This is a genomic window from Streptomyces eurythermus, from assembly GCF_014649115.1.
In the GTDB taxonomy this organism is placed as follows: domain Bacteria; phylum Actinomycetota; class Actinomycetes; order Streptomycetales; family Streptomycetaceae; genus Streptomyces; species Streptomyces eurythermus.
This window is the reverse complement of the sequence record NZ_BMSK01000027.1, coordinates 96522-110806: the sequence shown is the minus strand read 5'-3', so window position 1 is coordinate 110806 and position 14285 is coordinate 96522. Positions and strand designations below refer to the sequence as shown.

The 14285-nt window shown below is 71.4% G+C and carries 14 protein-coding genes; 13 read left to right on the top strand and 1 reads right to left on the bottom strand.

Annotated features, from left to right (window positions below; all coding sequences use genetic code 11):
• From IE251_RS36085 to nusB, 7 genes are all read left to right on the top strand, one after another.
• A partial coding sequence (locus IE251_RS36085) for a chorismate synthase (RefSeq protein ID WP_189757161.1) occupies window positions 1-423 on the top strand: 423 nt, incomplete at its 5' end.
• Window positions 420-938 carry a shikimate kinase gene (locus IE251_RS36080; RefSeq protein ID WP_307784893.1) on the top strand — a complete coding sequence of 173 codons (519 nt, stop codon included), beginning with the start codon at window positions 420-422 and terminating at the stop codon, window positions 936-938. The genes IE251_RS36085 and IE251_RS36080, both read left to right, overlap by 4 nt.
• The gene (gene aroB, locus IE251_RS36075) at window positions 935-2026 is read left to right on the top strand and encodes a 3-dehydroquinate synthase (protein WP_189757160.1); all 1092 of its coding nucleotides are present in this window, start codon (window positions 935-937) and stop codon (window positions 2024-2026) included. Before IE251_RS36080 ends, aroB begins: the two co-directional genes overlap by 4 nt.
• 166 nt (window positions 2027-2192) lie before the next feature.
• Entirely contained in the window at window positions 2193-3167 is a 975-nt protein-coding gene (locus IE251_RS36070; protein WP_189757159.1) for an AAA family ATPase, read from the top strand.
• A gap of 70 nt (window positions 3168-3237) precedes the next feature.
• On the top strand, window positions 3238-4344 hold the full coding sequence (locus IE251_RS36065; protein WP_189757158.1) for an aminopeptidase P family protein: 1107 nt from the start codon (window positions 3238-3240) through the stop codon (window positions 4342-4344).
• Between the two features lie 44 nt (window positions 4345-4388).
• Entirely contained in the window at window positions 4389-4955 is a 567-nt protein-coding gene (efp, locus tag IE251_RS36060; RefSeq protein WP_181792736.1) for an elongation factor P, read from the top strand.
• A gap of 2 nt (window positions 4956-4957) precedes the next feature.
• The gene (gene nusB / locus IE251_RS36055) at window positions 4958-5392 is read left to right on the top strand and encodes a transcription antitermination factor NusB (RefSeq protein WP_189757157.1); all 435 of its coding nucleotides are present in this window, start codon (window positions 4958-4960) and stop codon (window positions 5390-5392) included.
• Between the two features lie 179 nt (window positions 5393-5571).
• Here the strand turns inward: nusB and bldD are convergent, their stop codons facing one another.
• A complete protein-coding gene (gene bldD, locus IE251_RS36050) occupies window positions 5572-6075 on the bottom strand; it encodes a transcriptional regulator BldD (protein ID WP_014671524.1) in 504 nt (167 codons plus the stop codon).
• A 253-nt stretch (window positions 6076-6328) separates the two neighbouring features.
• Here bldD and pyrR point away from each other — a divergent pair, with 253 nt between their 5' ends.
• The 6 genes from pyrR to carB all read left to right on the top strand — a co-directional run bounded on the left by pyrR (window position 6329) and on the right by carB (window position 14266).
• Window positions 6329-6910, top strand: coding sequence for a bifunctional pyr operon transcriptional regulator/uracil phosphoribosyltransferase PyrR (gene pyrR, locus IE251_RS36045; protein WP_030620245.1), 582 nt, complete (start codon window positions 6329-6331; stop codon window positions 6908-6910).
• Between the two features lie 90 nt (window positions 6911-7000).
• A complete protein-coding gene (locus tag IE251_RS36040) occupies window positions 7001-7978 on the top strand; it encodes an aspartate carbamoyltransferase catalytic subunit (protein WP_189757156.1) in 978 nt (325 codons plus the stop codon).
• Between the two features lie 4 nt (window positions 7979-7982).
• Entirely contained in the window at window positions 7983-9269 is a 1287-nt protein-coding gene (locus tag IE251_RS36035; protein WP_189757155.1) for a dihydroorotase, read from the top strand.
• On the top strand, window positions 9266-9826 hold the full coding sequence (locus IE251_RS36030; protein WP_189757154.1) for a PH-like domain-containing protein: 561 nt from the start codon (window positions 9266-9268) through the stop codon (window positions 9824-9826). Before IE251_RS36035 ends, IE251_RS36030 begins: the two co-directional genes overlap by 4 nt.
• On the top strand, window positions 9823-10965 hold the full coding sequence (gene carA / locus IE251_RS36025) for a glutamine-hydrolyzing carbamoyl-phosphate synthase small subunit (protein WP_189757153.1): 1143 nt from the start codon (window positions 9823-9825) through the stop codon (window positions 10963-10965). The genes IE251_RS36030 and carA overlap by 4 nt, the downstream gene beginning before the upstream one ends.
• Entirely contained in the window at window positions 10958-14266 is a 3309-nt protein-coding gene (gene carB, locus IE251_RS36020) for a carbamoyl-phosphate synthase large subunit (protein WP_189757152.1), read from the top strand. The genes carA and carB overlap by 8 nt, the downstream gene beginning before the upstream one ends.
• Window positions 14267-14285: the final 19 nt, after the last annotated feature.

Here is a 14285-nt window from a genome sequence, read left to right as displayed (position 1 = left end):
ATGGGCATCCAGGCGATCAAGGGTGTGGAGGTCGGTGACGGTTTCGAGCTGGCGCGGGTGCCGGGTTCGAAGGCGCACGACGAGATCGTGACGACGGATGAGGGGATCAGGCGGGTCACGGGCCGTTCCGGTGGTACGGAGGGTGGTCTGAGCACGGGTGAGCTGCTGCGGGTGCGGGCGGCGATGAAGCCGATCGCGACCGTGCCGCGGGCGCTGCGGACGGTCGACGTGGCCACCGGTGAGGCGGCGCAGGCGCATCACCAGCGTTCGGACGTGTGCGCGGTGCCGGCCGCCGGGATCGTCGCCGAGGCCATGGTCGCCCTCGTCCTGGCGGACGCGGTCGCGGAGAAGTTCGGCGGCGACAGCGTCACCGAGACCCGCCGCAACGTCCGCTCCTACCTCGACGGCCTGGCGATCAGGTGAGCGCCGTGCCGGCAATCGTCCTGGTCGGGCCGATGGGCGTGGGCAAGTCCACGGTGGGCCGGCTGCTCGCCGGACACCTCGGCGTGGGCTACCGGGACACCGACGACGACATCGTGGCCGCCCAGGGCCGCACCATCGCCGAGATCTTCGTGGACGAGGGCGAGCCCGCCTTCCGCGCGCTGGAGAAGGCGGCCGTGCGGGCGGCCCTCGCCGAGCACGACGGCGTCCTGGCGCTGGGCGGCGGCGCCGTCCTGGACGAGGAGACACGGACGCTGCTGGCCGGGCACCGGGTGGTCTACCTGTCGATGGAGGTCGAGGAGGCCGTCAAGCGCACCGGCCTGAACGTGGCCCGCCCGCTGCTCGCGGTCAACCCGCGCAAGCAGTGGCGCGAGCTGATGGAAGCACGTCGGCACCTGTACGAACAGGTCGCGGTCGCGGTGGTCGCGACGGACGGCCGTACCCCCGAAGAGGTCACGCAGAGCGTGCTGGACGCACTGGAGTTGAAGCAGCGATGAGCGACGCAGTCACCCGGATCCAGGTCGGGGCCACGGCGGGCACGGACGCCTACGAGGTGCTGGTCGGCCGGCAACTGCTGGGCGAGCTGGCCGGACTGATCGGCGACCGGGCCAAGCGGGTCGCGGTGATCCACCCGGAGGCGCTCGCGGAGACCGGCGAGGCACTGCGGGCCGACCTGGCCGGGCAGGGGTACGAGGCCGTCGCGATCCAGGTGCCCAACGCGGAGGAGGCCAAGACCGCCGAGGTCGCCGCCTACTGCTGGAAGGCGCTGGGCCAGTGCGGCTTCACCCGCACGGACGTCATCGTCGGCGTCGGCGGCGGCTCCACCACGGACCTGGCCGGGTTCGTCGCGGCGACCTGGCTGCGCGGGGTGCGCTGGGTGGCGATCCCGACCACCGTGCTGGCCATGGTGGACGCGGCGGTCGGCGGCAAGACCGGGATCAACACCGCCGAGGGCAAGAACCTCGTCGGCGCCTTCCACCCGCCCGCCGGTGTGCTGTGCGACCTGGCCGCCCTCGACTCGCTGCCGCTCCACGACTACGTCTCCGGCCTGGCCGAGGTCATCAAGGCGGGATTCATCGCCGACCCGGTGATCCTGGACCTGATCGAGGCCGACCCAGAGGCCGCCCGCACCCCGGCCGGCCCGCACACCGCCGAGCTGATCGAGCGGTCGATCCGGGTCAAGGCCGATGTGGTCTCCGCGGACCTGAAGGAGTCCGGGCTGCGGGAGATCCTCAACTACGGCCACACCCTGGGCCACGCGATCGAGAAGAACGAGCGGTACAAGTGGCGGCACGGCGCCGCGGTCTCCGTCGGCATGCACTTCGCCGCCGAACTGGGCCGCCTCGCGGGCCGCCTGGACGACGCGACCGCCGACCGGCACCGCGCCGTCCTGGAAGCCGTCGGCCTGCCGCTGCACTACCGCTACGACCAGTGGCCCAAGCTGCTGGAGGCGATGAAGGTCGACAAGAAGTCCCGCGGCGACCTGCTCCGCTTCATCGTGCTGGACGGACTGGCCAAGCCCACCGTCCTGGAAGGCCCCGACCCGGCCGTCCTCCTCGCCGCGTACGGCGAGGTCGGGCAGTAGGTCCCGGACTGTTCCCTCCGTCCGATTCCCTTCCCCGCCCGGGCACTTCGGACCGCCCCCGGCCGTTTCACCGAACGACGGCCGGGGACGGTACCGTTCGGTAGGCAGTGGGGGCGTGCCCCCGCCGCCGGCAGCAAGTGCCTGTACGAGACGAAAGTGGCAACGGATGCAGCACGCAGTGGGTTCTCCGCTGCCGCCGCCCCACCAGCCGGGGCAGGGGCCGCACGCCGGCTGGGTGCCGGCCCCTCATCAGTCGGCGTCCTATCAGCCGGCCGCCCACCCCCAGGGCCCGCACCCGGGAGCCCCCCGGCGGACCGCGCCCGTACCCCCGCCGCCCCCGGGCTTCCCGGCCACCCCGCCGGGGCCCGTCCCGCCGGCCCCTCAGCGGCCCCCGGCTTCCCACCAGCCTCCCGTGCCGCCCCCGTCCACGGCCCCGCGGCAGCCTTCCGCGCCCTCCGGCCCGGCGCCCGTGCCGCACGCTCCGGCGCCGTCGGGCCACGACGCCACCGGGCATGTGCCGCTGCCTCCCGGCGGCCCGGTTGGCACGCCCGCGCCGCCGTCCGCCCCCGCCCCGGACGCGACGGCCGCCACCCTCGCCGTTCTCCTCATCGGCCCGGCCGGCGCGGGCAAGACCAGCGTCGCCAAGTACTGGGCGGACCACCGGCGCGTCCCCACCGCCCACATCAGCCTGGACGACGTGCGCGAATGGGTCCGCTCCGGCTTCGCCGACCCCCAGTCCGGCTGGAACGAGAACTCGGAGGCCCAGTACCGCCTGGCCCGCCGCACCTGCGGCTTCGCCGCGCGGAACTTCCTGGCCAACGGCATCTCCTGCATCCTGGACGACGCGGTCTTCCCGGACCGCCCGGTCGTGGGCCTCGGCGGCTGGAAGCGGCACGTGGGCCCCGGCCTGCTCCCGGTGGTCCTGCTGCCGGGCCTGGACATCGTCCTGGAGCGCAACGCGGAACGCACCGGCAACCGCCGCCTCACCGACGAGGAGGTGGCCCGCATCCACGGCCGCATGGCCGGCTGGTACGGCTCGGGCCTGCCGATCATCGACAACTCCCAGCTGGACATCCCCGGCACGGCGAGGGTCCTCGACGAGGTCCTGGCGAGGGCGATCGCGAGCCCGCCGAGCTGGTAGGCGGCCGCCCGCGACCCCACTCGGCCCCTCCCAATCGGCACAACCCGGACAAAACTCCTACGCTCATCTCATGTCAGAGGTGTACGCGAACCGCCGATCCCGGCTGAGGGACCATGTCAACGCGGCGGGCACCGCGGCAGCGCTCGTCACCCGCCCGGCCAACGTCCGCTATCTCGCCGCCGCGGCCCCACAGGGCTCCGTCCTGCTGCTCGGCAGGAGCGAGGACCTCCTGGTGTGCGCGGGCCCGCCGGACGACCGCCCCTACGAGGGCAGGCCGGACGAGAGCGTGCGCCTGCACGTCCTGCCGGCGAACGGCGGTGACACCGCCGTGGCCGCGGCCGGTCTCGCCCTGGCCCAGGGCGCCGACTCCCTGGCGATCGAGGAACACCACCTCACGGTGTCCCGCCATCGCGCCCTCGCCTCCGTCGCCCCCGGGCTGCGCCTGACCGACCTCGGCGGGGCCGTCGAACAGCTCAGGGTGGTCAAGGACGAGGAGGAGATCTCCTGTCTGCGCATCGGTGCCGAGATCGCCGACCAGGCCCTCGGCGAGCTGCTGGAGTCCATTCTCGTCGGCCGCACCGAACGGCACCTCGCGCTGGAGCTGGAGCGGCGCCTGGTCGACCACGGCGCCGACGGTCCGGCCTTCGCCACCTCCGTGGCCACCGGGCCGCACGCCGGCCGCCGCGGTCACCGCCCCACCGACCGGCGCGTGGAGGAGGGCGACTTCCTCTCCGTCTGCCTGGGGGCCACCTACCGCGGCTACCGCTGTGAGATCGGCCGTACCTTCGTCATCGGCACCTCGCCCGCCGACTGGCAGATCGAGCTGTACGACCTGGTCTTCGCCGCCCAGCGGGCCGGACGGGAGTTCCTCGCGCCGGGAGCCGCCTGCCGCGACGTCGACCGCGCGGCACGTCAGGTGCTGGACTCGGCGGGCTATGCGGAAGCCCTGCCACCGCTGACCGGGCACGGGGTCGGACTCGAAATCGAGGAGGACCCACAGCTGGCGCCCTCGGCCATGGGTAAACTGGACGCTTGCGTGCCGGTCACCGTCGAACCGGGGGTCCACCTCCCGGGCCGGGGCGGTGTCCGGATCGATGACACGCTCGTCGTGCGCCCCGAGGCGGACGGCGGACCCGAGCTACTCACCATCACGACCAAGGAGCTGCTCGCGCTGTAGCGCGTGCGCCGGGGTCGTACGTCAGTCCAGGAGATTCCGCAACCGTGGCTTCCACGAACGACCTCAAGAACGGCATGGTGCTCAAGCTCGAAGGCGGCCAGCTCTGGTCCGTCGTCGAGTTCCAGCACGTCAAGCCCGGCAAGGGCCCGGCCTTCGTGCGCACCAAGCTCAAGAACGTGCTCTCCGGCAAGGTGGTCGACAAGACCTTCAACGCCGGCGTCAAGGTCGAGACGGCCACCGTCGACAAGCGGACCATGCAGTTCTCGTACATGGACGGCGAGTACTTCGTCTTCATGGACATGGACACCTACGACCAGCTGATGGTCGACCGCAAGGCCGTCGGCGACGCCGCCAACTTCCTGATCGAGGGCTTCGAGGCCACCGTCGCCCAGCACGAGGGCGAGGTGCTCTTCGTCGAGCTGCCGGCCGCCGTCGAGCTGACCGTCGCCGAGACCGAGCCGGGCGTCCAGGGCGACCGCTCCACCGGTGGCACCAAGCCCGCCACCCTGGAGACCGGCCACCAGATCCAGGTCCCGCTCTTCATCACCACCGGTGAGAAGATCAAGGTCGACACCCGCACCAGCGACTACCTCGGCCGGGTGAACAGCTAACCGTGGCTGCCCGCAACACGGCCCGCAAGCGCGCCTTCCAGATCCTCTTCGAGGGCGACCAGCGCGGCGCCGACGTCCTGACGGTCCTCGCGGACTGGATCCGGCTCTCCCGGGCCGACACCCGGCAGCCCCCGGTCAGCGAGTACACGATGCAGCTGGTCGAGGGCTACGCGGAGCACGCGCGGCGGATCGACGAGCTGATCTCCCAGTACGCGGTGGGGTGGACGCTCGACCGGATGCCGGTCGTGGACCGCAACATCCTGCGGCTGGGCGCGTACGAGCTGATCTGGGTCGACGAGACCCCGGACGCCGTCGTCCTGGACGAGATGGTGCAGCTGGCGAAGGAGTTCTCCACGGACGAGTCGCCGTCGTTCGTCAACGGCCTGCTGGGCCGGCTGAAGGAACTCAAGCCGTCCCTGCGCCGGGACGAGGCGTAGCGCCCGGTACGACACCACAGGAGGGCCCGTGGCACGGTTTCCGTGCCACGGGCCCTCCCGCGTACGGCGCCGACGAGCGGAGAGAAGCCGGCGAGTGGAGAAAAAGACCGCCGGGGTGGCCGGAACCGTAAGATTCCGGCCACCCCGGCGGCACGTTTCTGCTCAGATATGGCTGGTTGTCACGCCTCTTCGTGCGTGGCCACCGCGCGGCGCGCGTCCGCGTCCAGAACGCCCCAGCTGATCAGCTGCTCGGTGAGGACCGAGGGCGACTGGTCGTAGATGACGGCGAGTGTGCGCAGATCGTCCTGGCGGATCGAGAGCACCTTGCCGTTGTAGTCACCGCGCTGGGACTGGATCGTCGCCGCGTAGCGCTGCAGGGGGCCCGCCTTCTCGGCCGGCACGGTGGCCAGCCGCTCCAGGTCCAGGACCAGCTTCGGCGGCGGCTCGGCGGCGCCGCCCGGCGTGGTGCCCGGCAGGAGCTCCTGCACCGGAACGCCATAGAAATCGGCCAGCTCGGCGAGGCGCTGCACGGTCACGGCACGGTCGCCGCGCTCGTACGAACCCACCACCACGGCCTTCCAGCGACCCTGGGACTTCTCCTCGACACCGTGGAGGGAAAGGCCCTGCTGGGTGCGGATGGCCCGGAGCTTGGCCCCGAGCTGTTTGGCGTATTCGCTGGACATATAGCTCCCCGGACACTGTGTCGACGCGACCGGACTGTCTTCCCGCCGCGCGGCTGGTAACTCACTGTGAGGTTACGCAGCGTGACTCTCCTGCGTCAAGCCGAATGGTCCACACCGACTCTTCCGTGGTAGCGGCCGCCCGTTAGGCCAAGCGGGTGACAGAAGGCCCTCCGGGGACCTGGTACGGTGGATGGCGCAATTCCGACGTCCTTTAAGGTCCGTCCCGTGAGGCGGAGAAGGAGGTCCGTTTCGTATGGACACGCACGACACGCCCGTGCATCCGCAAGCGTCCGATGCCCGGCCCGTGCTCGAGGGCCCCGACATCGCGCGGGTGCTGACCCGTATCGCCCACGAGATCGTCGAGCGCGCCAAGGGCGCCGACGACGTGGTGCTCCTCGGCATTCCGACCCGGGGCGTCTTCCTCGCCCGGCGGCTCGCCGCCAAGCTGGCGCAGATCACCGACCGCGAGATCCCGGTCGGCTCCCTCGACATCACCATGTACCGCGACGACCTGCGCATGCACCCGCCGCGTGCGCTGGCCCGCACCGAGATCCCCGGTGACGGCATCGACGGCAAGCTGGTCGTCCTCGTCGACGACGTGCTCTTCTCCGGCCGCACCATCCGCGCCGCCCTGGACGCCCTGAACGACATCGGGCGCCCCCGCGCGGTGCAGCTCGCGGTCCTGGTCGACCGCGGCCACCGTGAACTGCCGATCCGCGCCGACTACGTCGGCAAGAACCTCCCCACGTCGCTGCGGGAGACGGTCAAGGTCCAGCTCGCCGAGGAGGACGGTCGCGACACCGTGCTGCTCGGTGCGAAGCCGGCCGCCCAGTAGCACGACAGGCGCACGGCCGCCCCGGCGTGCCCCCGCACGCGCCTGTCTGCCCGAAATCTCCCGAATGAACTGCCTTACGGAGCCTGTCAGATGCAGCGCCATCTCATCTCGGCCGCCGACCTCACCCGCGACGACGCCGTCCTGATCCTCGACACCGCCGAGGAGATGTCCCGGGTCGCCGACCGGCCGATCAAGAAGCTGCCGACCCTGCGCGGCCGGACGGTCGTCAACCTCTTCTTCGAGGACTCCACGCGGACGCGCATCTCCTTCGAGGCCGCCGAGAAGCGGCTGTCCGCGGACGTCATCAACTTCTCCGCCAAGGGCTCCTCGGTGTCCAAGGGCGAGTCCCTGAAGGACACCGCCCAGACCCTGGAGGCCATGGGCGTCGACGCCGTGGTCATCCGGCACGGCGCCTCCGGGGCCCCCTACCGGCTCGCCAACTCCGGCTGGATCGACGCGGCCGTCATCAACGCCGGCGACGGCACCCACCAGCACCCCACCCAGGCCCTGCTGGACGCCTTCACCCTGCGCCGCCGGCTGGTCGGCCGCGACGCCGGGCTCGGCCAGGACCTGTCCGGCAAGCGGATCACCATCGTCGGCGACGTCCTGCACAGCCGGGTCGCCCGCTCCAACGTCGACCTGCTGCACACCCTCGGCGCCGAGGTCACCCTGGTCGCGCCGCCCACGCTGGTGCCGGTCGGCGTCGAGTCCTGGCCGTGCGCGGTCTCCTACGACCTGGACAGCACGCTGCCCAAGTGCGACGCCGTGATGATGCTCCGCGTCCAGCGCGAACGCATGAACGCGGCCTTCTTCCCGACCGAGCGCGAGTACTCCCGGCGCTACGGCCTCGACGGCGACCGCATGGCCCGGCTGCCCGAGCACGCGATCGTGATGCACCCCGGCCCGATGGTCCGCGGCATGGAGATCACCGCCGAGGTCGCCGACTCCGGCCGCTGCACCGCCGTCGAACAGGTCGCCAACGGCGTCTCCATCCGGATGGCCGTCCTGTACCTGCTGCTCGGTGGCAACGAGCCCGCCGTCACCCACTCTCGTACCGAGGAGAAGTAAGACCATGAGCAAGATCCTGATCCGCGGTGCGAAGGTGCTCGGCGGCGAGCCGCAGGACGTGCTGATCGACGGCGAGACCATCGCCGAGGTGGGCACGGACCTGAGCGCCGAGGGCGCCGAGGTGGTCGAGGCCGCCGGCAAGGTGCTGCTGCCGGGCCTGGTCGACCTGCACACCCACCTGCGCGAGCCGGGCCGCGAGGACTCCGAGACCGTCCTCACCGGCACCCGCGCCGCGGCGAGCGGCGGCTACACGGCCGTCTTCGCCATGGCCAACACCTTCCCCGTCGCCGACACCGCCGGCGTGGTCGAGCAGGTCTGGCGGCTGGGCCGGGAGCACGGCTACTGCGACGTCCGGCCCATCGGCGCCGTCACCGTCGGCCTCGAGGGCAAGAAGCTCGCCGAGCTGGGTGCCATGCACGAGTCCGCCGCCGGCGTCACCGTCTTCTCCGACGACGGCAAGTGCGTGGACGACGCGGTGATCATGCGCCGTGCGCTGGAGTACGTGAAGGCCTTCGACGGCGTCGTCGCCCAGCACGCGCAGGAGCCGCGGCTCACCGAGGGCGCCCAGATGAACGAGGGCGTCGTCTCCGCCGAGCTGGGTCTGGGCGGCTGGCCCGCCGTCGCCGAGGAGTCGATCATCGCCCGGGACGTGCTGCTCGCCGAGCACGTCGGCTCCCGCGTCCATATCTGCCACCTGTCGACCGCCGGCAGCGTCGAGATCGTCCGCTGGGCCAAGTCCCGCGGCATCCGGGTCACCGCCGAGGTCACCCCCCACCACCTGCTGCTGACCGACGAGCTGGTGCGCACCTACAACCCCGTCTACAAGGTCAACCCGCCGCTGCGCACCGAGCGCGACGTCATGGCCCTGCGCGAGGCGCTCGCCGACGGCACGATCGACATCGTCGCCACCGACCACGCCCCGCACCCGCACGAGGACAAGGACTGCGAGTGGGCCGCCGCCGCCATGGGCATGGTCGGTCTGGAGACCGCGTTGTCGGTGGTCCAGGAGACCATGGTCGACACGGGCCTGCTGGACTGGGCCGGCGTCGCCGACCGGATGTCCGTCAAGCCCGCGCGGATCGGACAGGCCACCGGCCACGGCCGCCCCGTCTCGGCTGGTGAGCCCGCCAACCTCACCCTCGTCGACACGGCATACCGTGGCCCGGTGGACCCCGCGCGCTTCGCCTCGCGCAGCCGCAACACCCCCTACGAGGGCCGTGAGCTGCCGGGCCGTGTGACGCACACGTGGCTGCGGGGCAAGGCCACGCTCGTCGACGGGAAGCTCACGTGACACCTGTAATCCTGCTGGCCGAGGCGAAGAAGTCGGCCGAGGTCACCGACTGGGGGGCCCGGATCGGCTGGCTCGTCGGTCTGGCCCTGTTCATCGCGCTGGTCTACTGGCTGATGCGCGAGGGCTGGAAGTGGCGCGGCACCCTCCAGGCGGGCCTGCCGCCGCTGCCCGCAGCGCCCGAGGACGCCGGCCCGGTCAGACTGAGCATGAGCGGCCGCTACCACGGCTCCACCACCGCCGGGCAGTGGCTGGACCGCATCGTGGCCCACGGCCTGGGCACCCGCAGCCGGGCCGAGCTCACCCTGACCGACGCGGGCCTGGAGGTCGAGCGCCCCGGCGCCGCCGACTTCTTCGTCCCCCGGGCCGCCCTGCGCGGCGCCCGCCTGGACAAGGGCATCGCCGGCAAGGTCCTCACCGAGGGCGGACTGCTGGTGGTGACCTGGCAACACGGCGACAAGCTGATCGACTCCGGCTTCCGCTCCGACCGCTCGGCGGAGCACGCCGAGTGGGCCGACACCCTGAACAAGATGACCAACGACACGGAAGGCGCACGATGACGACCTCCACCAGGGGAGCCGCAAGGGTTCCCGCCGTACTCGTCCTGGAGGACGGCCGCACCTTCCGCGGCCGCGCCTACGGGGCCGTGGGGGAGACCTTCGGCGAGGCCGTGTTCTCCACCGGCATGACCGGCTACCAGGAGACCCTCACCGACCCGTCGTACGACCGCCAGATCGTCGTCGCGACCGCCCCGCAGATCGGCAACACCGGCTGGAACGACGAGGACGACGAGTCGAGCCGCATCTGGGTCTCCGGCTACGTCGTGCGCGACCCCGCCCGCGTCCCGTCCAACTGGCGGGCCAAGCGCTCCCTGGACGACGAGCTGGAGCGCCAGGGCGTGGTCGGCATCTCCGGCATCGACACCCGCGCCCTCACCCGCCACCTGCGCGAGCGCGGCTCGATGCGGGCCGGCGTCTTCTCCGGCGAGGCCCTCGCCCCCGAGGCGGAACTGCTCCGGCGCGTGCAGGCCCAGCCGCAGATGAAGGGCGCGAGCCTCTACGAGGAGGTCGCGACCAAGGAGGCGTACGTCGTCCCGGCCGTCGGCGAGAAGCGCTTCACCGTCGCCGCCATCGACCTCGGCATCAAGGGCATGACCCCGCACCGCATGGCCGAGCGCGGCATCGAGGTGCACGTCCTGCCCGCCACCGCCACCGCCGACGACGTCTACGCCGTCGACCCGGACGGCGTGTTCTTCTCCAACGGACCCGGCGACCCGGCGACCGCCGACGGCCCGGTCGCCCTGATGACCGCCGTCCTGGAGCGCAAGACGCCCCTGTTCGGCATCTGCTTCGGCAACCAGATCCTCGGCCGCGCCCTCGGCTTCGGCACCTACAAGCTGAAGTACGGCCACCGCGGCATCAACCAGCCGGTCCAGGACCGTACGACCGGCAAGGTCGAGGTCACCGCGCACAACCACGGCTTCGCCGTGGACGCGCCGCTCGACAAGGTCAGCGAGACGAAGTTCGGCCGCGCCGAGGTCTCGCACGTCTGCCTGAACGACAACGTCGTGGAGGGGCTCCAGCTGCTCGACCAGCCCGCCTTCTCCGTCCAGTACCACCCCGAAGCGGCAGCCGGTCCGCACGACGCCGCCTACCTGTTCGACCGCTTCGTTTCCCTGATGGAGGGCCAGCGTGCCTAAGCGCACCGATATCCAGTCCGTCCTGGTCATCGGCTCCGGCCCGATCGTCATCGGCCAGGCCGCCGAGTTCGACTACTCCGGCACCCAGGCGTGCCGCGTGCTCAAGGCCGAGGGCCTGCGCGTCATCCTGGTCAACTCCAACCCGGCGACGATCATGACCGACCCGGAGATCGCCGACGCCACCTACGTCGAGCCGATCACCCCCGAGTTCGTCGAGAAGATCATCGCCAAGGAGCGCCCGGACGCCCTGCTGCCCACCCTGGGCGGCCAGACGGCCCTGAACACCGCCATCTCCCTGCACGAGAACGGCGTGCTCGCCAAGTACGGCGTGGAGCTGATCGGCGCCAAGCCCGAGGCGATCCACAAAGGCGAGGACCGCGACCTGTTCAAGGACGTCGTGGAGGAGGTCCGCAAGAAGATCGGGCACGGCGAGTCCGCCCGCTCGGTGATCTGCCACTCCATGGACGACGTCCTCAAGGGCGTCGAGACCCTCGGCGGCTACCCGGTCGTCGTCCGCCCCTCCTTCACCATGGGCGGCGCCGGCTCCGGCTTCGCGCACGACGAGGAGGAGCTGCGCCGCATCGCCGGCCAGGGCCTGACGCTCTCCCCGACCACCGAGGTGCTCCTGGAGGAGTCCATCCTCGGCTGGAAGGAGTACGAGCTGGAGCTGATGCGCGACAAGAACGACAACGTCGTGGTCGTCTGCTCCATCGAGAACTTCGACCCGATGGGCGTGCACACCGGCGACTCGATCACCGTCGCCCCGGCGATGACGCTGACCGACCGCGAGTACCAGGTGCTGCGCGACGTCGGCATCGCGATCATCCGCGAGGTCGGCGTCGACACCGGCGGCTGCAACATCCAGTTCGCGGTCAACCCCGAGGACGGCCGCGTGATCGTCATCGAGATGAACCCGCGCGTGTCGCGTTCCTCGGCGCTCGCCTCCAAGGCCACCGGCTTCCCGATCGCGAAGATCGCCGCCAAGCTGGCCGTCGGCTACACGCTGGACGAGATCCCGAACGACATCACCCAGGAGACCCCGGCCTCCTTCGAGCCGACCCTGGACTACGTGGTCGTCAAGGCCCCCCGGTTCGCCTTCGAGAAGTTCCCGCAGGCCGACTCCACGCTGACCACCACCATGAAGTCGGTCGGCGAGGCCATGGCCATCGGCCGCAACTTCCCCGAGGCCTTCCAGAAGGCGCTGCGCTCACTGGAGAAGAAGGGCAGCCAGTTCACCTTCGTCGGCGACCCGGGCGACAAGGACACCCTGCTGCGCGAGGCCGTACGGCCCACCGACGGCCGGATCAACACCGTCATGCAGGCCATCCGCGCCGGCGCCACGCCCGAGGAGGTCTTCGAGTACACGAAGATCGACCCCTGGTTCGTGGACCAGCTCTTCCTCATCAAGGAGATCGCGGACGAACTGGCCGAGGCCCCCGAGCTGACCGCCGGCCTGCTCGCCGAGGCCAAGCGGCACGGCTTCTCCGACCAGCAGATCGCCGAGATCCGCGGCCTGCGCGAGGACGTCGTCCGCGAGGTCCGGCACGCCCTCGGCGTCCGCCCCGTCTACAAGACGGTCGACACCTGCGCCGCCGAGTTCGCCGCGAAGACGCCGTACTTCTACTCCTCCTACGACGAGGAGACCGAGGTCGCCCCGCGCGAGAAGCCGGCCGTCATCATCCTCGGCTCCGGCCCGAACCGCATCGGCCAGGGCATCGAGTTCGACTACTCCTGCGTCCACGCCTCCTTCGCGCTGGCCGACGCCGGGTACGAGACCGTGATGGTCAACTGCAACCCGGAGACCGTCTCCACGGACTACGACACCTCCGACCGCCTGTACTTCGAGCCGCTGACGCTGGAAGACGTGCTGGAGATCGTCCACGCGGAGCAGCAGGCCGGCCCGGTCGCGGGCGTCGTCGTCCAGCTCGGCGGCCAGACCCCGCTCGGCCTGTCGCAGGCCCTGAAGGACAACGGCGTGCCGATCGTGGGCACCTCCCCGGAGGCCATCCACGCGGCCGAGGACCGCGGCGCCTTCGGCCGCGTCCTCGCCGAGGCGGGCCTGCCGGCCCCCAAGCACGGCACGGCCACCACCTTCGCCGAGGCCAAGGCCATCGCCGACGAGATCGGCTACCCGGTCCTGGTCCGTCCGTCGTACGTGCTCGGCGGACGCGGCATGGAGATCGTCTACGACGAGACCCGCCTCGCCTCCTACATCGCCGAGTCGACCGAGATCAGCCCCTCCCGGCCGGTCCTCGTCGACCGCTTCCTGGACGACGCCATCGAGATCGACGTCGACGCGCTCTACGACGGCGAGGAGCTGTACCTCGGCGGTGTGATGGAGCACATCGAGGAGGCCGGCATCCACTCCGGCGACTCGGCGTGCGCCCTGCCCCCGATCACCCTCGGCGGCTTCGACATCAAGCGGCTGCGCGCCTCCACCGAGGCCATCGCCAAGGGCGTCGGCGTGCGCGGCCTGATCAACATCCAGTTCGCGATGGCCGGCGACATCCTCTACGTCCTGGAGGCCAACCCGCGCGCCTCCCGCACGGTGCCCTTCACCTCCAAGGCGACCGCGGTGCCGCTCGCCAAGGCCGCCGCCCGGATCTCGCTGGGCGCGACCATCGCCGAGCTGCGCGCCGAGGGCCTGCTGCCGAAGACCGGCGACGGCGGCGAGCTGCCGCTGGACGCGCCGATCTCCGTCAAGGAGGCCGTCCTGCCGTGGTCGCGGTTCCGCGACATCCACGGCCGGGGCGTGGACACCGTCCTCGGCCCGGAGATGCGCTCCACCGGCGAGGTCATGGGCATCGACTCCGTCTTCGGCACGGCGTACGCCAAGTCGCAGGCGGGTGCCTACGGCCCGCTGCCCACCAAGGGCCGCGCGTTCATCTCGGTCGCCAACCGCGACAAGCGCTCGATGATCTTCCCGGCGCGCGAGCTGGTCGCCCACGGCTTCGAACTGCTCGCCACCTCCGGCACCGCCGAGGTCCTCAAGCGCAACGGCATCAACGCCACGGTCGTGCGCAAGCAGTCCGAGGGCACCGGCCCGAACGGCGAGCGGACCATCGTCCAGCTCATCCACGACGGCGAGGTCGACCTCATCGTCAACACCCCGTACGGCACCGGCGGCCGCCTCGACGGCTACGACATCCGTACGGCCGCGGTGGCCCGCTCCGTGCCGTGCCTGACGACCGTCCAGGCGCTCGCGGCGGCCGTCCAGGGCATCGACGCCCTCAACCACGGGGACGTGGGCGTCCGCTCCCTCCAGGAACACGCGGAACGTCTGACCGCCGCCCGCGACTAGCAGCCCCGAGGGGGACACC